The organism is Streptomyces sp. NPDC046203, assembly GCF_040646255.1.
Classification (GTDB): domain Bacteria; phylum Actinomycetota; class Actinomycetes; order Streptomycetales; family Streptomycetaceae; genus Streptomyces.
The window spans coordinates 96,460-116,035 of sequence record NZ_JBEYZX010000018.1 but is presented as its reverse complement, the minus strand read 5'-3'; the positions used below and the strand labels follow the sequence as shown (position 1 = coordinate 116,035).

At 72.8% G+C, this 19,576-nt stretch carries 13 protein-coding genes and 1 pseudogene; 5 read left to right on the top strand and 9 right to left on the bottom strand.

Going from position 1 to position 19,576, the window contains the following annotated elements:
• Positions 1-94 (top strand): annotated as a pseudogene (locus ABZ990_RS16405) (recombination regulator RecX); the annotation flags it as partial.
• Positions 95-479: 385 nt separating this feature from the next.
• On the opposite strand, the gene ABZ990_RS16400 reads toward ABZ990_RS16405, so the two are convergent.
• From ABZ990_RS16400 to ABZ990_RS16375, 6 genes are all read right to left on the bottom strand, one after another.
• Positions 480-695, bottom strand: coding sequence for a hypothetical protein (locus tag ABZ990_RS16400; protein WP_361231349.1), 216 nt, complete (start codon positions 693-695; stop codon positions 480-482).
• A gap of 3 nt (positions 696-698) precedes the next feature.
• The gene (locus tag ABZ990_RS16395) at positions 699-1,733 is read right to left on the bottom strand and encodes a ketoacyl-ACP synthase III (protein ID WP_361231345.1); all 1,035 of its coding nucleotides are present in this window, start codon (positions 1,731-1,733) and stop codon (positions 699-701) included.
• Between the two features lie 82 nt (positions 1,734-1,815).
• Positions 1,816-2,502 (bottom strand): HAD-IB family hydrolase, encoded by a 687-nt coding sequence (locus tag ABZ990_RS16390; RefSeq protein ID WP_361231344.1) that lies wholly within the window; start codon positions 2,500-2,502, stop codon positions 1,816-1,818.
• 28 nt (positions 2,503-2,530) lie between these two features.
• Positions 2,531-3,604, bottom strand: coding sequence for a ScbA/BarX family gamma-butyrolactone biosynthesis protein (locus ABZ990_RS16385; RefSeq protein ID WP_361231342.1), 1,074 nt, complete (start codon positions 3,602-3,604; stop codon positions 2,531-2,533).
• 174 nt (positions 3,605-3,778) lie between these two features.
• The gene (locus ABZ990_RS16380; protein ID WP_361231340.1) at positions 3,779-4,846 is read right to left on the bottom strand and encodes an aldo/keto reductase; all 1,068 of its coding nucleotides are present in this window, start codon (positions 4,844-4,846) and stop codon (positions 3,779-3,781) included.
• A gap of 171 nt (positions 4,847-5,017) precedes the next feature.
• Positions 5,018-6,568, bottom strand: a complete 1,551-nt coding sequence (locus ABZ990_RS16375; protein WP_361231338.1) for an MFS transporter — start codon at positions 6,566-6,568, stop codon at positions 5,018-5,020.
• Between the two features lie 105 nt (positions 6,569-6,673).
• Between ABZ990_RS16375 and ABZ990_RS16370 the strand changes: the two genes are divergently transcribed.
• Positions 6,674-8,281, top strand: a complete 1,608-nt coding sequence (locus ABZ990_RS16370; RefSeq protein WP_361231336.1) for an FAD-dependent monooxygenase — start codon at positions 6,674-6,676, stop codon at positions 8,279-8,281.
• 73 nt (positions 8,282-8,354) lie between these two features.
• Here ABZ990_RS16370 and ABZ990_RS16365 read toward each other — a convergent pair whose 3' ends face one another.
• Both ABZ990_RS16365 and ABZ990_RS16360 read right to left on the bottom strand, forming a co-directional pair.
• Positions 8,355-9,182 carry an alcohol dehydrogenase gene (locus ABZ990_RS16365; RefSeq protein WP_361231334.1) on the bottom strand — a complete coding sequence of 276 codons (828 nt, stop codon included), beginning with the start codon at positions 9,180-9,182 and terminating at the stop codon, positions 8,355-8,357.
• 53 nt (positions 9,183-9,235) lie between these two features.
• Complete coding sequence (locus ABZ990_RS16360; RefSeq protein ID WP_361231333.1) at positions 9,236-10,426, bottom strand: hypothetical protein; 1,191 nt, start codon at positions 10,424-10,426, stop codon at positions 9,236-9,238.
• 541 nt (positions 10,427-10,967) lie between these two features.
• Between ABZ990_RS16360 and ABZ990_RS16355 the strand changes: the two genes are divergently transcribed.
• Complete coding sequence (locus ABZ990_RS16355) at positions 10,968-15,008, top strand: beta-ketoacyl synthase N-terminal-like domain-containing protein (RefSeq protein ID WP_361231331.1); 4,041 nt, start codon at positions 10,968-10,970, stop codon at positions 15,006-15,008.
• 216 nt (positions 15,009-15,224) lie between these two features.
• Positions 15,225-15,869: a TetR/AcrR family transcriptional regulator gene (locus tag ABZ990_RS16350; protein ID WP_361231329.1), complete on the top strand. Its 645-nt coding sequence runs from the start codon at positions 15,225-15,227 to the stop codon at positions 15,867-15,869.
• A 352-nt stretch (positions 15,870-16,221) separates the two neighbouring features.
• On the opposite strand, the gene ABZ990_RS16345 is transcribed toward ABZ990_RS16350, so the two are convergent.
• On the bottom strand, positions 16,222-17,118 hold the full coding sequence (locus ABZ990_RS16345; protein WP_361231327.1) for an arylamine N-acetyltransferase: 897 nt from the start codon (positions 17,116-17,118) through the stop codon (positions 16,222-16,224).
• A gap of 444 nt (positions 17,119-17,562) precedes the next feature.
• Here ABZ990_RS16345 and ABZ990_RS16340 point away from each other — a divergent pair, with 444 nt between their 5' ends.
• Positions 17,563-19,347 (top strand): AMP-binding protein, encoded by a 1,785-nt coding sequence (locus ABZ990_RS16340; protein WP_361231325.1) that lies wholly within the window; start codon positions 17,563-17,565, stop codon positions 19,345-19,347.
• Positions 19,348-19,576: the final 229 nt, after the last annotated feature.

Genomic DNA, 19,576 nt, shown 5'->3' with positions numbered 1-19,576 from the left:
CGCGTGGGTCGACTCCCGTCACCACGGCCGGGGCCTCGCCCGTCGGGCACTCGCCCGTGAGCTGCGTACCAAGGGCGTGGATCCGACGGTGATCCCCCGCCGGCCCACCGGCGTGTCACCAGGACGGCTGCTGTCCGCGCGGCGTCGGCGTCGGTTGCCGGAACACGGTCCGTCATCACCGGCGGTCCGTCATCGCCGGCGGTCCGCCTTCGGCAGCAGGCCGTCAGAGCCGCACACGGCAGCGTCGGCGCCACCCACCGCGGCGTCCGCGGTACCCGTCGGGCCCGTAGCGGACCTGGTGGAACCGGTGGAACCGGTGGACGTGCCGGCCATGACGGTCGTGGTGGCCATGGTGCCCGGAGCGGTGCCATGGATGCCTCCCCCATCCGGCACGACCCTGCCGCGCAACCAACGGCGCAACCGTCCGAGGGCCACCCGGGCAGGCACGCGGCGGGGCGCCGCCGCGTGCCTGCCGTGGCTCATCGCGTACCGCCCGGCTCCCGCGTCCGCCCCTGGGGCGGACCGCCGGTGGCCGGTCCGGGCCGCGCCTCGCCCAGCAGCCGCTGGGCGAGGGTCTGTTCGAGGGCGCGGCGCAGACGCTCGCGCCTGCGCCGGGCGACGTACTGTTCCATCAGCCGCAGGAGTTCGGGATCGTGCGCGAGTGACGGCGCCGCCTCGGTGACGGGTACGGACATGACTCAGCCCACCACCGAGAGTTCCTGCTCCCGGGGCCGGGCGAAGGCGGTGGGCGCCCACTGGGTCAGCACCGCGCCGACGGTCATCCCCCCGCCGAAGCCGGCCATGAGCACGGTCTCCCCGTCGGCGAACTCGCCCTGCCGGTGCGCCAGGTCCAGCGTGACGGGCACCGACGCCGAGCCGGTGTTGCCATAGCTTTCCAGCGCGAGGTGCATGGTCGCCCGGGGCAGCCCGATCTGTGACCACACCTCCCCCAGCATCACCCCGTTGGCCTGGTGCGGGACGAAGTGGCGCACCTGCTCGCGGTCCACCCCGGCCCGGTCCAGCAGTTCGTGCAGGGCGGCCGGCAGGTTGTCATGCACGAAGGAGCGCACGCCGCGGCCGTCCATGCGGAAGAAGTGGGCGCCTTCCCGGAGCGTGCTGTCGTTCGCCGGCAGTCGGCTGCCGCCCGCCGGGACACTGATCAGGCGGTACTGGTCGCCCCGGGTGAGCAGACTGGTCTCCCGGATGCCGCAGGCCTCGGACACCGCGCCGAGCAGGACGGCACCGGCGCCGTCGCCGAAGAGGATGGCGGTCTTGCGGTCGGAGTAGTCCAGGATGCGCGAGTAGATGTCCGCTCCGATGACCAGGGCGTAGCGCCCCTCCTCCGCGGCCCTCAGGAGGCGCTCGGCCACGGTCGTGGCGTAGACGAAGCCGCTGCACACCGCGTTGATGTCAAAGGCCGCCGCGTTCACGGCGCCGGTGAGATGCTGGACGATGCTCGCGGTGGCGGGCTGCGGGTGGTCGGGCGTGGAGGTGGCCAGGACGATGTAGGCCACGTCCTCGGGACGCACCTTCGCCTGCTCCAGCGCGGCGCGGGCGGCGCGGGCGGCGAGGTCCGACGTGGCGTCACGATCGTCGGCCCTGCGCCGCTCGCGTATGCCGGTCTTCCTGACGATCCATTCGTCGCTCACCCCCGCCCCGCGTGCGATCTCCTCGTTGCTGACGACGGTCTCCGGCAGATACGAGCCGGTGGCCACGATGCCGATGCGAGTCAAGAAGCCCTCCCCTGTTCCTGGGCGGACCGCGGGATGCGGCCCGCCGATGGCGCCGGCGTCCCGACTGGGGACCCGGCGGTTGTCATCGCCGTACCGGCCCGGCGGTCAGCCGGGCCCATCCGGCCGTGGTCGCGTGGAACGCCAGTTCCGGGTCGTCGCCGACGACGACCGGGTGGCCGACGGCCCGCAGCATCGACAGGTCGCTGCTGTGATCGCCGTACGCCCAGCTGGCCGCGAGGTCCAGTCCCGCGATCGGCGCGGCCAGCCGGACGGCGCGCCCCTTGGTCTCGCCGATCATCGGGGCGAGCACCTCGCCGGTGAGTTCCCCGCGGCGGATCACCGGGCGGGTGGCGAGCACCGCTTCGGCGCCGATGTCGGCGGCGATCGGGTCGAGCGGCGCGAAGAAGGAACCCGAGACCAGGATCAGCGCCCGGCCTCCCTTCCGGTGGGCGAGGAGGGCTTCCTCCACGTCCGGGAGGTACAGCCCGTCCTTCTGCTCCTCCCACTCGGCGGCGAACCACCGCCGGCCGGCGGCTGCCAGGCGGCTCGCGCTCTCGCCGCGCAGCAGCCGGTAGTAGTGCCGGTTGATCTCGTCGCGGGGTACGCCCCGCAGCGCCGCTTGTCGCAGTTCGCCCGTCAGCCGTTCGTAGGTGGCCGGGGGTTCGCCACGCAGGCGCAGATGGAACTCGAGGAAACGGAACATGCTCTTGACGCGGATGAGCGTCTCGTCCACGTCGGAGAACGCCGCGCCGCGTGCCGTGCTGGTCATCGTCGCTCCTGAGGTCGCCTCGTGCGTGTCATGCCGGTATGCGGGTGAGCGTGAAGGCGAAGGAGCACAGGGCCTCGCCCTTCTGGGTCGCCTCGACCGCGACCTTCAGTTCCTCGGGCCGCTGCTCGTCCTCGTCGGCGCCGGCGAGGATTCCGCCGAGGGTGTAGTCGACGGGGGCCTCGGCGGTGCGGGGCGGGCCGCCGAACTCGCCCACGACGGCACTCAGGACAGTGTCGTCCTCCAGTTCGCCGAAGCGGGTGAAGCGCACGTCGAGCGAGGTCAGGAGCGACTTGGAGCTGGACAGACCGCGAATGTCGAGCGCGGCGAAGAGGGCGAGCTGGCGCGCGCCCTCGGCGATGACCATGCCGGGCAGATGGTCCTGCGGGTGGTCGAAGAGACTGGCGTGCCGCGCGGGAATCCGCAGCAGCGCCTGCGCGCTGTCGCCGACGACGACGCCGTCGAGCAGCACGACGTTGTCGGGGTTGGCCCGCCCCACCAGATGCGGGGCGACGGGTGCCCCGGGGGTGCCGGCCGGATAGGCCGCCGAGGAGGGCAGCGCCATTCCGTCGCGGTTGTTGAGCCGCAGCGTCAGATAGCCGCCGGGGTCCTTGAACCGCAGGCCGACGGAGGCGGTGCCGAACACGGCGCCGCCGCCGGACAGGGCGATCTCGTAGTCGAGCCCGGTGACCCGGCCCGCGCGCTCTCTGCGGCTGCTGATGCGCACCCGCATGGCGAGCCGGAGGGGCGAGGATCCCACGAACACCGCCTGCGGCTCGTCGATGCGCAGGGTCAGATGGGTGAGGATGAACTTGTTGTCGGCCGGGACGCCGAAGAACCGGTGGGCGCCGGCGAGCGCGGCCTGGCGGCACGTCTCCAGGATGAGCAGGGGATCGTGGTGGGCCGGGCGGAGCAGGTGGTCGCCGTAGTAGGCGTGCGAGCGGGGCAGTTGTCCCGCCGCGGCGTAGTTCTCGTCGTCGATGGGCTGGAGGTCGGTCAGGAAGACCTCGCCGAGGGCGTCGCGGTGTACGAGGAGCCGGTCGACGGTGCGGGTGTAGTCCAGTGCCGGAAGCGACTGGACGGCTGCTTCTGGGGCTGTGGTCATGGGTGGGCCTGGCTTTCTTTTCGCGGTGAGGGTTCCTGTTCGCTGTGGTGGCGCGGTCCGCCGCGGGTGCGGCACGACGGGTGGAGGGACGACCCGTGCGGTCGTCCCTCCGTGGCTGTGCCGCCATCGCCCGCGCGGCGGGCCGGACGGGGCGATCAGGCCGGGTGAGGGCGATCAGGCCGGGTAGACGTCGCCCGGCTCCTTGCGGTCGGCGCCCACGGTGCCGATGTGCCAGTAGGGGTACGGAGCCTCGGTCTCGCTGACCTTGTCGAGGCGGGCGAGTTCGTCCTCGCTCAGCGTCCACTCCATCGCCTGGAGGTTGTCGGCGAGCTGGTGCGGCTTGGTGGCGCCCACGACGGCCGAGGTGATGCCGGGCTTGGCGAGCACCCAGTTGAGGGCGACCTGGGCGACGGTGGCGCCTCGCTCGTCGGCGATCCGCGCCATGGCGTCGACGATGTCGTACGCCTGCTCCTGGTCGGTCAGCGGCGCGGATTCGGCCGGGGTGCGCTGGGAGAGGCGGCTGCCCTCGGGGCGGCCCTCGCCGCGCCGGTACTTTCCGGTGAGGAACCCGCCGGCCAGCGGCGACCAGGCGGTGATGCCGACCTTCTGGTCGATGGCGAGCGGCACGATCTCGCGCTCCAGGTCACGGGCGGCGATGTTGTAGTAGCCCTGGTAGCAGACGAAGCGGCTGAGGTTGCGGCGGTCGGAGACCGACAGTGCCTTCATCAGCTGCCAGCCGGCGAAGTTGGAGACGCCGATGTAGCGGATCTTGCCCGAGCGGACCAGGTCGTCGAGGACGCGCAGGGTCTCGTCGAGCGAGGTGCGCGGGTCGAATCCGTGGATGTGGTAGAGGTCGATGTAGTCGGTGCCCAGGCGGCGCAGGCTGTTCTCGACGGCGGCGTAGAGGTGATGACGGGTGGCACCGATGTCGTTGGGGTCGTCCGTGATGCGCCAGCGGCCCTTGGTGCCGATGATGACGCGGTCGCGTACCTTGCCGAGGGTGCGGCCGAAGAACTCCTCGCCCATGCCGTTCTTGTAGACGTCGGCGGTGTCGAAGAAGTTGATGCCGGCGTCGAGCGCCTGGTCCATCATCCGCATGACGTTGTCGTCCTCGACGGTGCCGAACTCCGACCAGTTGCGGTCGGCGGCGCCCAGGAAGCTGGCTCCGCCGCCGAAGGTCATGGCGCCGAAGCACAGTTCGGAGACGGACAGGCCGGTGTCGCCGAGGTAGCGGTATCGCATGTTCTCCTGCTTTCGGTTGGATGGGTCGTTCCGGCTGCCCACCGGAGCCGGTGACGGGGGAGGCTCCGGCGGGAATGTGGGGGGGTGGGGATGAAGGGAGGGTGGGGATGGGGGATGAGGAGCGCCCGGGACGAGGGGGTCCCCAGGCGCTCCCTGCCTGCGGAAGACGCCTCAGCCGGCGTCCTTGAGCTCCTTGTCCTTGACCACGAGGAAGGTGACGAGCGCCCCGGCGCCGGCGAGGACCGCGAGGGCGAGGAAGGCGACATGCATGCCGGAGGTGAGGCTGGCGGCCACCGCGTCCAGCGCCTCGGCGCGGCGAACGGGGGCGACGGCGCCGAGCGCGGCGTCGAGACGCCCCTGGGTCGCCTCTCCGGCCAGCCGGGGCGCCTGCTGCGCGAACTCGGGTGCCCGGCCCACGAGTTCGGAGCGGGCATAGGAGGCGAGGAAGCCGCCGGCGGCGGCGACGGCGACGGTCTCACCCGCGATGCGCATGGTGTTGAAGATGCCGGAGGCCATGCCGGCGCGCTCCACGGGGACGACGCTGACGGCGGCGTTGTCCATCGCGCCGAAGGCGGAGCCGACGCCGAGTCCGAAGACCAGCAGCGGGCCGACGAGTTGACTCCAGGGCTGGCCCGGCTCCAGGACGACCAGCCACACCGAGCCGATGGCGATGAGCAGCGAGCTGAGGGTCAGCAGCATACGGGGGGAGATGCGATCCCCGACGAGGCGTCCGATCAGCAGGGGCAGAACGAAGATCGGCAGCATCAGCGGGAGAAGGAGCACTCCGGACTGGGTGGTGGTGTAGCCGCCGACGCCCGTGAAGTACGGGGGCAGGAAGTTCAGCAGCACCACGAATCCGAAGGTGATGGTGAACGGCTGGCAGACCACGACGACGAAGGTGGGGTTACGGAAGAGGGAGAGGTCGAACATGGGGCGCGCCACGCGCTGTTCGATCACCACGAAGGCGGCCATGAAGAGGGCGAACCCGATGAGCGATCCGACCGTGGCGGGGTGACCCCAGCCGCGTTCACCGGCCTCGACGAAGCCGAGAGCGAGCAGGAAGAGGCTGCCGCTGAAGGCCGCCAGGCCCGGCCAGTCGACCTTGGTGGCGCCCGGGTCCTTCGACTCGCGGATGCGGGGCATGAGGACCAGCGCCGCGGCGCCGACCACGAGGTTCACCCAGAACACACCGCGCCAGCCGGCGAGGCCGACGAGCGCGCCGCCGAGGACGGGGCCGAGGGCGAGGCCGGCACCGAAAGCGGTACCGAGGACGCCGAACGCCTGGATGCGGCGGCGGCCGGTGAAGGAGGCGGCAAGGATGGCGGCGCCACTGGTGAGTACACCGGCTGCGCCAACGCCCTGGAGCCCGCGGGCGATGTCCAGGACCAGGATGTCCGTGGACAGCGCGGCGACCAGCGACATCGCCATGAACACGACGGTGCCGACAGCGAGGACCCGGCGGCGGCCGAACTGGTCGGCGAGGGTGCCGGCGGCCAGCATGCAGGCCGCGAAGGTGACGCCGTAGGCGTTCTGCACCCACTGTCCGCCGGCGACGTCGGAGGCGAGGTCGACGGTGAGGTCGGGCATCGCCACCGCGGGGGCGGTGATGGCCAGCGGGAGAAGGACACTGGCCAGCGCGACGGCGATCATCACGAGGCCCGAGCCCTCCTCCTCCCGCCTCTCCGGCACCGGCGCGAGCCGGGTGTCGGTCTGGATGGTCATGACTCCTCTTTCCTTCTGGTCGCCGCGACTTGACGGCCACATGTAAGATTGCAGAGAACTGTAAGAGATCTGATGACTATCGTCAACGAGAGATAGGACAGAGCCATGACGAACACGTCCGAGGCGGCGCGAAAGACCCCGTCGCCCGAGCCCTACGACGTCCTTGTCGTGGGGGCGGGGCCGACCGGCATGGTCGCGGCGTGCGAGCTGCTGCGCCGCGGCGTGCGCGTACGCATCGTCGACCGGGCCCCCGAGCCCTCCCCCTTCCCCAAAGCCCTGCTGATGTGGCCGCGCAGCATCGACCTCTTCGAGGACCTGGGCGTGCTCGGCGAGCTGCGTGAGGCCGGGATCCAGATCAATGCCTTCAGCTACTTCTCCGAGCGCCGGCACCTGGCCAGCTTCGCCTTCCCCCAGCACCTCAGCCCCATCTGCCTGCCGCAGAACGAGACCGAGCGGATCCTGCGCGACCGCCTCGCCCGCCTGGGCGGCAAGGTGGAACGGGGAGTACGGCTGCTGACCCTGGAGGGCGTCGACTTCTCCGGGCGCATCGACGGTGCCACCGACGTCACGGCCGTGCTGGAACACGCCGACGGCCGCGTCGAGCGCAGCAGGGCCCCCTTCGTCGTCGGCACCGACGGGGCGGGCAGCGTGGTGCGCGGCCTGCTCGGCGGGGGGTTCACCGGCAGCACCTACGAAAGCGCCTTCGCTCTCGTCGACGCCCGGATCAAGGGGTTCCTCCCGCCCGACCAGGCCCTCTACTACCAGTCGGCCGCCGGCGCGCTGGTCGTCGTCGCCCTCCCGGACGGCGTCTTCCGGTTCTTCTCCAGCCACCCCGCGGGCGAGAAGGTCACGGTCGAGCGGATGCAGGCGATCGTGGACGAGCGCGGCCCCGGCGGCATCCGGTTGACCGACCCCGTCTGGGTCTCCGACTTCCGCATCCACGCCCGCCACGCCAGCGAGTTCCAGCTCGGACGGGTCTTCATCGCCGGCGACGCCGCCCACATCCACAGCCCCGCCGGCGGGCAGGGTCTCAACACCGGCATCCAGGACGCCCACAACCTCGCCTGGAAACTCGCGGCGGTGCTCCACGGCGAGGCCCCCTCCGACCTGTTGCGCACCTACGGGCCCGAGCGGGCCGCCGTGGCCCGCCGGGTGGTACGCGACACCGACATCCAGACCCGCGGATGGATGGTGCGCCGGCCCGCGGCGATCACCGCCCGCGACGCCGCCTTCCGGGTGGCCGAACGCAGCGGGCTCTTCCGGCTCTACGCGCCGGTGATGGCGGGCCGGCGCCTCTCCTACCCCGCCCTGCGCGACACGCAACTGCCGTCCGGGCGTCCGTCGTGCCGGGTGCGCTCGAAGCTGCCCGGCGGCCTCACCGTCGGCGCGGTCTTCCCGCGCGAGCTGGCGCTTCCGCACGGGATCACGGGCCCGGGCGAGCGGCCGGCCGGCTGGACTCTCGTCGTGACCTGCGCCGGCGACGGCGCGGCCTGGCGCGCCGAGACCCGCGCGATCGCCGCCGCCTGGCCCTCGATACGTACGGTCGACCTGGCGGCCGGCTCCGTGCGCCGCACCACGGGCTGCCGGCACCAGGGCTACTACCTCGTGCGGCCCGACGGGCACATCGCCGCCCACGGACACGGCGGCGACCTGGACCGGCTCCGCACGGAGCTGGCCCACTGGCTGGGCCCGGTGCGTACCCCGGCGCCCTGACCGGGTGACGGACGCGGACCACGTCGATGGGGGGTGCGGCCAGTGGCCGCACCCCCCATCGACGTCACCATGGTCAGACCGCGACGGACCGCGCGGGGGCGAGCACCCCCAGGGACAGCTCGCCGGTGGTCATCAGGTCCAACAGCTGGGCGAGTTCCCGGTCCTCCGGCGTCGCGGTGCGGAAGACGAAGTGCCGCAGACCGGCCTGCTCGGGGCCGCCGAAGAACTGGAAGAAACCGATGTCCACACGGCGGTCGGCGAAGCTCTCGTAGAGGTAGACGGTGCCGCCGTCGGCCGTGAGCCCCCGCCCGGCGGCGTTCGAGGTCGCCTCGGCCGCCTCGTAGACGATCTCGTAGAAACCGTCGACATCCACCAGGTCCGTCATGACCCGGGCCGCGCCCCGCCGCGCCGCCACGGTGGCCTGACCGGCCTCGGCCACCACCGCGGTGACCTCTGCGTTCAACGCCGCCAGCAGTTCGACCAGCAGCAGCCCGATGCCCGCGCCCGCACCGGTGACCAGGACGCGCCGTCCCCGGACGGGACCCGCGCCGCGCACCAGGCGCAGGGCGGTGAGGACCGCCACGCGCAGCGTCGCGGCCTGCTCGAAGCTGACATGGTCCGGCAGGACGGTCGCGTACTCGGTCGGCAGCGCCATGCACGCGGACCAGTCGGTACCCGTCGCCACGCCCACGACCCGGTCACCGGGCTTGGGGCTGAAGCCCTCCGGCGCCGCGCGCATCACCACGCCCGCCACGTCCCACCCCGCCAGCCAGCCTTCGGGCAGTGGCTCCGCCTTGATCATCTCGTCGAGTTCGGGAGCCACCGCGCGTACCGCGACGAGGATCTCGTCCTCCGCCTGGGCAGTGGTCGCGTGCTGCGCGGAAGTGAGCTGATCCGACATGACAATTCCTCTCGTCCTGATGACGGTTTCCTTGTGCGATGCGTCCGGCATGTTCAGAACTCCTCGGACACCAGGGCGGACGGGCCGGACAGCTCGTCCACGGAGATCACCTCGAAGGCGTCCGGCTGCTCGCGCACGCACACTGCGAGGGCGAGATGGCTCTCCAGCACCCGGAATCTGATCCAGGCGTGGCTGTGATGGTCGTCGGCGACACCGGGGGCGAGACGGACCCGCAACTGGATCCGCTGGTCCGGACCGACCGCGACCTGGGCATCGGTGACCTCCTCGTGGGCGGTCGCCAGGTCGACGAGTTCACGGGCGGACACGGTGTGGCCATGGAAGCGGAAGGAGGGCGGGCGGGCACCCAGCACCCGGACGGCCGGCCCGGGGCGGCCGCAGGCGCAGTGCGCGAACTCGCCGCGTTCCTCGGTGTCGTAGCGGATGATCGGGGGAGTGCGGGACGTCGTCAGCGTCGTCACCAGCAACCGGCCGTCGACCACCTCCACCAGCTGGTGGGGCAGCGGATGATAGAGGTCCGCCAGGCACTGCGGACCGCGCCGGCCGATCACCCACGCCGTCGGCGTGCCGTACAGGCGCCACACGTCGGTATAGGGGAAGCGGGAAGCGAGCAGACCGTCCTCGGTGGCGTCGTGGAACGCGCCGCCCAGCAGAAGGGTGCGCAGCCAGGGCAGCGGCCGGCCCGCGGTGCTCGCCCCCAGCAGCCGGACCACGGCCTGCGGGGGCGCCGCGAGAGCGGTCACGCCCTGTCGGGCGAAGAAGGCGAGCCAGTCGTCGTCGGGGTTCTCGGGCAGCCGGCCGACCGGCAGGACCGTGGCACCGGAGGCGGCGGCGAAGCGGTTGAAGAAGTAGTGGTCGGGCTGCATCCGGCCGGCCGGATGCAGGTTGGCGACGATGTCGGCGGGACCCAGCGGGTTCCAGTCGTCGCGGATCCGGGAGACGAACATCTCCTGGGGCAGCAGACTCAGGCCGGGGGCCTCCAGAGTCCCGCTGTGTGCCCAGAGCATCCCACCGCCCAGGCCCAGGGCCAGCGCCTCGGTGGTCGCCGTCTCCAGCTCGCGCCGGGTGAGCACCGGAAGGTCGCCGAGCGTCAGACGCCCCCGCCCCCACGATCGTTCGTACTTCGAGGCGAGCGACGGCAGGCGCATCGCCTGGCGCACCACGCTCTCCAGGGCGGGCGCGGGCTCCGGCTCCGGCTGTCGCCGTACCCCGGCCGCTCCCTTCACCAGGGGCCCCGTCCTTGGCAAAGGTGCCGGCCGGCACGTGTGTGAAACCATCCGGGCTTCCCCCTATCGCTTCTGTGCGGCTGCTCGGTGCGCGGTGCCGTACGGCACGAGCCGGTGGACCCGCCGACCGCGAACCATGGCAAGACCATAGTCTGTTATTGACCTGGGGTACGAGTTTTAACCGTAGACCATCTTTCTGGCGCCGTACACCGCTTCCCGCACACCCCTCCCCGGACTCCTTCGGCCACCGGAACATCCGGAACCGAAGTCGGACCGAAGCCGGGCCGAAGCCGGACCGCCCACCGAACCGCACCTCCCCTGCGTCAACCCCCGCTCAGAGCACCCGCGTTCGCAGCCCTAGGCCGCGCCGACGAGCCAGGAAGGCCGACGGCGGGAGGGCGTCTTCCAGCCAAAGATGTTCTTCCAGCCCAACATTGGTTCTCACGTACAGACTTGAACTACGATCTCGCCTCGGCGCTGCCGGGGGCAGCGCTCTGACATGCACTGGTCACACCAGGGCTGATACAAGGGGGACTTCGACATGGGTTCAGCCAAGGAAGAGACGTCCATCGCGGTCGTCGGCATGGGGTGCAGATTCCCCCAGGCCCGCAACGTGGACGAGTTCTGGAGCAACCTCGTCGCGAACAGGGACAGCGTCACGCCCATACCGCCGGAGCGTTTCGACATCACGCCCTTCTGGGCCGAGGAGTCGGGCGTTCCCGGTCGCACGGCCAGTCGCCACGGCGGCTTCCTGGACGATCCCTTCCACTTCGACGCCGGCTTCTTCGGGATCTCCCCGGCGGAGGCCGCGAGCATCGACCCGCAGCACCGGTTATTGCTGCCGGTGGTGCGCGAGGCGCTCGACGACGCCGGGATACGTCCCTCCTCGCTCGCGGGCACCCGCACCGGCGTCTACATCGGGCAGGCCACCGCCGACTACGGCCGCGACGGCACCACCGACAGCAACAGCCTGCGCGAGGCGGCGGGCAGCTACTTCCGCGCCATGGCCTCCGGTCGGGTGTCGTACGACCTCGACCTGCGCGGGCCCAGCATGATGGTCGACACCGCCTGCTCCTCGTCCCTGGTCGCCGTCCACATGGCGCGCCAGAGCCTGCTCGCCGGCGAGACGGACCTGGTCATCGCCGGCGGCGTCAACCTCATCCTGTCGCCGATGGACGCCATCGCCTTCTCCCAGGCCGCCATGCTCTCGCCCGACGGCCGCTGCAAGTTCGGGGACACCAGCGCGAACGGCTTCGTGCGCAGCGAAGGCGTCGGCGTGGTCGTCCTCGCCCGGCTGGAGGACGCCGAGCGGGCCGGGTACCCGGTGCTCGCCCTGCTGCCGGGCAGCGCCGTCACCAACGACGGCCGCAGCAGCGGCTCGCTGATCAAGCCCGCCGTGGCGGGCCAGGACGCCATGGTCCGCCACGCCTGGCAGGAGGCGGGCATCGTGCCGGCGGACCTCGACTACATCGAGGCGCACGGCACCGGCACCCCGGTCGGGGACGGCGTGGAACTCCAGGTCCTGGCCACCGCCGCCCGGGAGCGGACACCCGAACGCGGCCCGCTGCGGTGCGGCTCCGTGAAGTCGAACATCGGCCACGCCGAAGCCGCCGCCGGCATCGCCGGGCTCATCAAGAGCGTCCTGGTCGCCCGGCACGGCCTCATCCCCGGCTCCCTCCACCTGAACGACCCGCAGCCCCTGCTCGCCGACGAGACGAACCGACTGCGTCTGGTCACCCGCAACGAGCGCCTGGACACCGAGCGCGCCGCCGTGATCGGCGTCAGCTCCTTCGGGCTCTCGGGCACCAACGCCCATGTCGTCGTCACCGAAGCCGACCGCCGCCCGGCCTTACCCGAGCGAGGCGACCCCACCGGACTCCCCGCGGGCCGGCCGACCCACCTCCTCGTGCTCAGCGCCCGCTCCGAGCCGGCGCTGCGGCGGCTCGCCGCCGCCTGGTCCGACCACCTCTCGCCCCGGGGCGAGGGCAGCCGGACACCGCTGCGGGACCTGTGTGCCACCGCCGCCCTCCACCGTGACGCCCACCCCTTCCGGCTCTGGGCGACCGGAGCCGACCACGCCGAACTCGCCGCCGCGCTGCGGGACGTCGCCGACGGCCGGGCCACCGACCGGGCCGGCACCGGCGAGGCCGGCTTCGGCGCGGACAAGCGCACCGTCTTCGTCTTCCCCGGCCAGGGTTCGCAGTGGCCGGGCATGGGCCGCTCGCTCACCGCCTCCCTGCCCGCCTTCGCGAGCACGCTCGACGCGTGCGACGCGGCCGTACGTGACGAGACCGGCCACTCGGTGCGCGAGACCCTCGACGCCGTCGGCGACGCGTTCCCCGACGAGGTGGCCACCGTCCAGCCCGCGCTGTGGGCCACCCAGGTGGCCCTGGCCGCCGCATGGCGCGACATGGGCGTCGACCCCGAGGTGTGCGTGGGGCACAGCATGGGCGAGACCGCCGCGGCGGCCGTCACCGGCGCCCTCTCCCTCGCCGACGCCGCGGCCGTCATCTGCCGGCGCAGCGCACTGATGCAACGCACCGCCGGGCAGGGCGCGATGATGTCGGTCGACCTCTCGCCCGAGCGGGCCGCGGAGCTCGTCGCCCTGGAGGGCGGTGTCTGCGTGGCCGCGGAGAACGCCCCCACCTCCACGGTCCTCGCCGGGGACACCGCCGCTCTGCGGCGCATCGGCGAACGACTGGAGCGCGAGGGCGTCTTCCACCGCCTGGTACGGGTGAACGTCGCCTCCCACTCCCCCGCCATGGACCAGCTGCGGGACGAGCTGCTCGCCGCCCTCGCCGGCCTCGCGCCCCGCGACGGCGACCTCCCGATGCATTCCACCGTCCTCGGCCGCGCACTCTCCGGGGCCCAGCTCGACGCCGCGTACTGGATGGACAACCTGCGGCGCCCCGTCCGCTTCCTCGACGCGGTCCGCACCCTCGTCGAGGAGGCCGACAGCGTCTTCGTCGAGATCAGCCCGCACCCACTGCTGCAGTCGGCGATCGAGGAGACCGCCCTGGAGTCCGGTGGCTCCTCCGCGGCCGTCGCCTCCACCTCACGGCGCTCCCCCGACGAGGCCCTGACGCTCGCCCGGTCGCTGGGCGCCTTCTTCGCCCGGGGCGGCCGGGTCGACTGGGAGCGCTGGTTCGGGGGACCGGCCCGCCGGGTGCCGCTGCCCGCCTACCCGTGGGACGCCACAGTGCTGCGCCGTACGCTGCCGCGCGCCGTGCCCTCGGTCCGGCCGGCGACCGTCACCCGGGTCCGTACCGACCTCACCGACGCGATCGTGAGCCTGCGCGGCCTCACCCCCGTCCCTCCCGTCGTCCATCTGTCCGCCCTCGACGAGGCCGTCACCACGCCCACCGCGCATGCCGCCGCCACCGCCGCGCCGGGCACCGTCGTACTGGAGGACGTACGGGTCGTGGAGATGATCGAGGCGCCGGACGACGGAGACCTCATCCTGGAGGTGTCGACCGAGGAGGCCGGCGGGAGCCTGCGGGCCGAGGTCCGTGCCCCGCGCGGGCCCGGCCTCGGCGGCCTCACCGGCCTGACCGCGCGGGTCCGGGTCGACCCGCACCCGCCCGCCGCCGGCCACGCGCGCGATCGCGTCGACGCCGCCCTCGGCCGGTGCACCACGCACCTGACCCAGGACCGGTTCCTGGAGGCGCTCGCCCGGCGCGGCTACACGCCCGGCCCGAACCTGCGGACCATCCGTCATGTGTGGCGCACCGACGGCGAGGTCGTCGCCCAGCTCGACCGGCCCATCGCCGCACGCCACGCGGCCTGGGAAGGCTGTCTGAAGCTCCTCCTCGCCGCCCTTCCCGCTTCGCTCCCGGCCGGCGCCGCCTACGCCGTCTCCTCCTTCGACCGGGTGCGTTTCCTCGGCCCGCTCAGCGAGGAGGCATGGGTGCACGCGACCCTGTCCGCCCATCGCTCGGACGGCACGGCCCTCGGCGAGGTCGTGGTGACCGACCCCCGCGGAGAGGTCCTCGCCGAGTTCCACGGCATCCACCTTCTTCGCCTCGCCGGCGGCGAGACGGCGACCGCCCCCGGCCGGGCGCCACTGGATCTCGTCCAGTGGTCGACGCGGCGGCTGGCCGCCATGGCCCGCCTGCCGCTCCTGGCACTCTCCCAGGCGGTGGACCGCCTCCCGGCCCCACCCCGGCCGGCTCCGGCCACGGCCCCGACGGCGTCCGTGGCCGCGACTCCGGCTCCGGCGTCCGGCAACCGGACGTCCACGGTCCGAACCGAGCCCGCCCCGGCACCGGTTCCTGGCCCGGTTCGCGGCCCGGTTCGCGGCCCGGCACTGGTTCCGGGCGCCGGGGCGGCGGACCTGGTGGCGGATCCGGCGTTCGAGCAGTTCCTGGAGGAGGCGGCCCATGTGCTGGGCATGGCCAGGGAGAGTCTCGACCTGCGCCGTACGCTGCACGACTACGGCATGGACTCCCTCAGCGCGGCCCAGCTCCGGACCCGGACACGGCACCGGACCGGCCGGGACGTCGCCTTGAACCGGCTGCTCGGCGGGGACAGCCTCAGGACACTGGCGGCCGCGGTGACGGACACCCGCCTCCTGCACGGCTGACCGCCGCGAAGACCTGAGGGGGAGCGGTCCGTGACCGCTCCCCCTCACGAGGTCTCCTCACGAGGTCTCCTCACGAATCAAACATGAACTACTGAACATTCATGCATCGTGATACAACGTATGAAGCGGCTGCCGGCGGGCCGGACGACCGTCCACGACACGGGCAGCGGATCCGGAACGGGCCTCACCCACCCCGCGCGACAGGAGTACGCACGCATGGAAGACACGCCTGCCACCACCGTGGCACAACCGCAGGGCCGCAGGGAACGCAACAAACTGCGTGTGAAGACCCGCATCTACGAGGCCGCCATGGACCTGTTCAAGCAGCAGGGCTACGACCAGACCTCGGTCGACGAGATCACCAAGGAAGCCGACGTCGCGCGCGGCACCTTCTTCAACCACTTCCAGCGCAAGGAAGACCTCATCGCCGAATGGGGCGAGCGGCGGCGCCTCCAGCTGCGCCGCGGACTGGTGGCCGAAGACATCTCGCCCGCCCGTGTCGAGGACATCCGCGTCGCCATCTCCCGCTGCATGAGCATCCTGGCCGCCACCAGCCTGCAGGACCCCGCCCTGACCAAGGCCGTCCTGACCGCGTGGGTACGCACGGGCTCCCCTCTCCACGAACAGCCCTACGTGGCCGGGATGTTCGGCGAGTTCGTCGAAGCGGGCCAGCGGCTCGGCGACATCTCGCCGGCCGTGGACTCCGGCCTCGCGGGCAATCTGCTCCGTGACATCTACCTCGGCACGCTCTACCGCTGGATCCAGGCCCCCGAAGGCGAGGCCGACCTGGAGGCCGACCTCCAGTCCGCCTGCACCACCCTGCTCGACGGCCTCCTCCCTCGCTGCCCGAGTCCGAAGTAACCCCGGCACAGCGGCGAGCGGCGAGCGCCGAGCGGTGACCGGCACCATCGCCCGCGCAGCCGCGGTGGGACACGAGGGCCTTTGTGCGATGCGCTCCTGGACCCGGCCCCCACGCCGGCGGTCTTCGCCATGAGCGGACCGGACCCCGTCGAGCCGACGCTGCCGACGCTGCCGACGCTGCCGCCGCCGACACTGCCGACACCGCTCGCGATCGACAGGCGGGGGCCGCACCGATCACAGCCCGCGGCGGCCCCTTCGGGTCACCTTCGTGGCTGAACTCCGGGTCGGGCAGGGGCGCGCCGCCGATGGTTCCCGCCCCGAAGACCGCCCCGGGGGTGGGAAGTCCTCCCGCTCACCCGCGCGGCGTCGGTGCGGCCTCGTAACGGGTGATCAGCGCGGCGATGTCCTCGGCGTCCGGTACGAGTCCGAACTCCTCGTACAGCAGCGCGGGCAGCTCTGCGCCCGTCACTCGGCGTCTCTCCTCCGTGCCGTCCGGGAGGTACCCGACGAGTTCCGTGTCGCGCAGGAGGAGCCGGCGGTCGGCCGCCGGCTTCTGGACCAGCAGCCGGCCGTGGAAGGGCGAGCGGGGATGGGTGGCGGTGAAGTAGCTGGTCATGGCGAAGTCGACCGGGAAGCGCGGCTCGGTCCCGATCGCGTAGAGGGCGAACCAGCCGCCGGGCCGGCAGAGCCGGAGCACCAGCGGACCGGTCGTCCCCCGGGTGGGGCCCTCCTCCCGGACCAGCGTGTACGTCCAGCCGGCCTGCCGCGCGGTCTCGCCGTCGCGCAACCGGATCGGCTCCAGAAGGCCCTCGGCGCCGAAGCCGACATCGGTGAACCAGGTCTCGTCGTCGATCTCCACCCGCAGCGCGTAGTGCGTGGCCGGGCGGATCCGGGTCTCGCCGAGGCGGACACGTGAGGCCACGGCGGTGAAGGTGAAGCCGAGCGCTTCCAGGGCCGCCGCGTAGAGCAGGGTCTGCTCGCAGCAGGTGCCTCCGCGCCGCCGCCGGACCATCTTCGCCTGTACGGACTCCAGGTCGAGCAGGACGGCCCGGCCCAGGGTGACCTCCAGGTTTTCGAAGGCGAGCGCGGCGATGTGGGCGGCGTGCAGGGCGCGCAGCACCTTCAGCGTCGGATCGCGCTCCCCCTCGTACCCGATCCGGGCCAGATAGGCGTCGAGATCCAACCGCTCCCCGCCCCAGACGGAGCCGATCGGGCTGATCCGGTTGATCGGGCTGATCGGGCTGTTCACGTGGTCCTCCTCCGACGAGCCGCCCCACCCCACGTGGTTACCTCGGTCCAGGGCGCCCGGAACCGGGCGAGGGGCCGGATCACCCCTGCGCTCGCGGCCACCCGGCCGTGCGGGGGCATCCGTTGGGACGCGGCTGTCCGTTCGTACGCGGGCACACGCTCCTACGCGGGCACCCGCTCGTACCCGGGCGTCTGCTCGTACGCGGGCGCCCCTCTGCCCACGGCCACCCGTTCGAGTGCGTCGCGACTCCGCGCGGGCGTACTCGCCGATCCGCCTCGGCCCGGCTGTGCCAGAGTGCCGGCAGGGCCCGGCGGGCCGACGTACCCACACACCCACGCGCCCACACGTACCGACAGCCTCACCGTCGGCTCGCGGTCGGCTCGCGGTCGTCGGCCGGTCCTCCCGCCGGAGACCGTCCTTGCCTCACCGAGGGAGCAAGACCCCATGCCGGAGCTGTTCGACGCCATGCGGCCCCTGCCCGCCACCGCCGCCCGCTATCGCGAGCGGGAGTGGTGGCGCGACCGGACCTTCCTGGACGATCTGCGGGACGCCGCCGAGCAGGTGCCCGACCGGCCGGCGCTCATCAACTGGCGTACGGCGGAGGGCCGGGCCGTCACCCTGACCTTCGCCGAGCTCGCCGACCGGGTGGAGCGGTACGCCGCCGGGCTGGACGGGCTGGGGGTACGGCCAGGCGAGGTGGTGGCCTTCCAGCTGCCCGACTGGTGGGAGGCGGCCGCCCTCACCCTGGCCTGCTGGCGGGTCGGAGCGGTGACCATGCCGCTCTCCTTGCGGTTCGGCCGCCGCGAGGTGGGCCGGATGCTGGCCGCGACCGGAGCCGTCCTCCTGGTCACCACCGACCGCCACCCCGGCCCGGAGCACATCGAGGCCCTCGCCCGGCTCGCCGACGACCTGCCGGCCCTGCGCCACCGCGCGGTCATCGGCGACGCTTCCGCCGCCGGCGCGCTCGACTTCGGCAGCTGCCTGGACACCGCCTCCCGGACGGCGCCGCGAGGTACCGGTCTTACCCCGGACGAGGCCGCGACGGTGCTGTTCACCTCGGGTACGAGCGGCAGCGCCACCGCCGTCGTCCACAGTCTGAACACCCTGTACGCGGGGGTCCGCCGGCCGTTGCCGATCCCGCCGCTGCTGCCGGGGCAGCCCTTCCCGCTGCTCACCCCGCTCAGCCACGGCGCCGGTCTGCGCAACGGCCTGCTGCGGCCGCTCGTCCACCGCACCACCGCCCTGTACAGCGACGAGTGGGACGCCGGCCGCTGGCTCGACCTGCTCGGTTCCTACCGCGCCGGCGCCCTGATCGCCCCGCCCGCCATGCTGGAGTCGCTCGCCACCGAGCAGGCCCGCCGGCCCCGGGACCTGCCCGCCTGGGAGGCCGTGGCCGCGATGGCCGCGAGCCCCTCGCGCGAGCTGGTCGACCTCCTGCGGCGCACCCTGAGCGATCGGGTCGTCAACGCCCTGGGTTCGACGGAATCCGGCGGGATCCTCTCCACCGCGCTGACCGACCCGCCCGAACGGGCCGCCCGCAGCGTCGGCCGCCCGATGCCGGGGATCGAACTGCGGATGGCGCCCGCCACCGGAGCGGACCATGCCTCGCCGGTCGACCTGCGCGGCCCGTCCACCTGTCTGGGCACCTTCGACCGCGACACCGGCCGGCTGCTGTGGCGCGCCGCCGACCACGACGGCTGGTTCCCGACCGGCGACCTGATGCGTCCGGACGGGGAGGGCGGGCTGCGCTACGCGGGCCGGGCCTCCGACCGGATTTCGGGCACCACCCAGCTGATGATCCCCGTCGTGGACGTCGAGACGGAACTGCGCGAGCACCCCGCGATCGACGACGTCGTCCTGGTCGGCTACCCCACCGAACACGGCGACCTGCCGTGCGCGGTCGTCGTCCCCGCCGCCGGGTGCTCCCCCGGCCTGGCCGAGTTGCGCACCTGGCTGGCCGGGCGCGGCATGACCGACTGGTACTGGCCCACCCGGGTCGAGACCGTGCCGCGTTTTCCCCGCAACGAGCTCGGCAAGGTGCGCAAGAACGTCCTGCGGGCCTGGCTGTCCGGCGCCGGGCCGCTGTCGGCCGACGACGACGATCCGACCACGGCGGCCGCGCCGGCGGCACCGGCCGTACCGACGACGTCGACCGCGCGGGCCGGGTCGACCACGCCGACCGCGTCGGCCCCGTCGGCCGCGTCGGCCCGCCCGCCCGAGGACGCCTGACCGGAGCCGGCCTCTTCGGCCCGGGAGTATCTGACCGAAACTGGTCCGTTCGGCCTCGGGAGCCTGACTGAAACCGGCCCTTTCGACCCCTGGACTGCCGATCGGAATCGGCCTCCTGGTGGCGACTCGAAGGCGTCGGGGCGGCCCGCCCCACAGGCGGCGGGCATCCGCCCCGTGTCCGCGTCTGCCCGCTTGCACCTGCCTCTCACCTGGGACGACGGCCACGTGG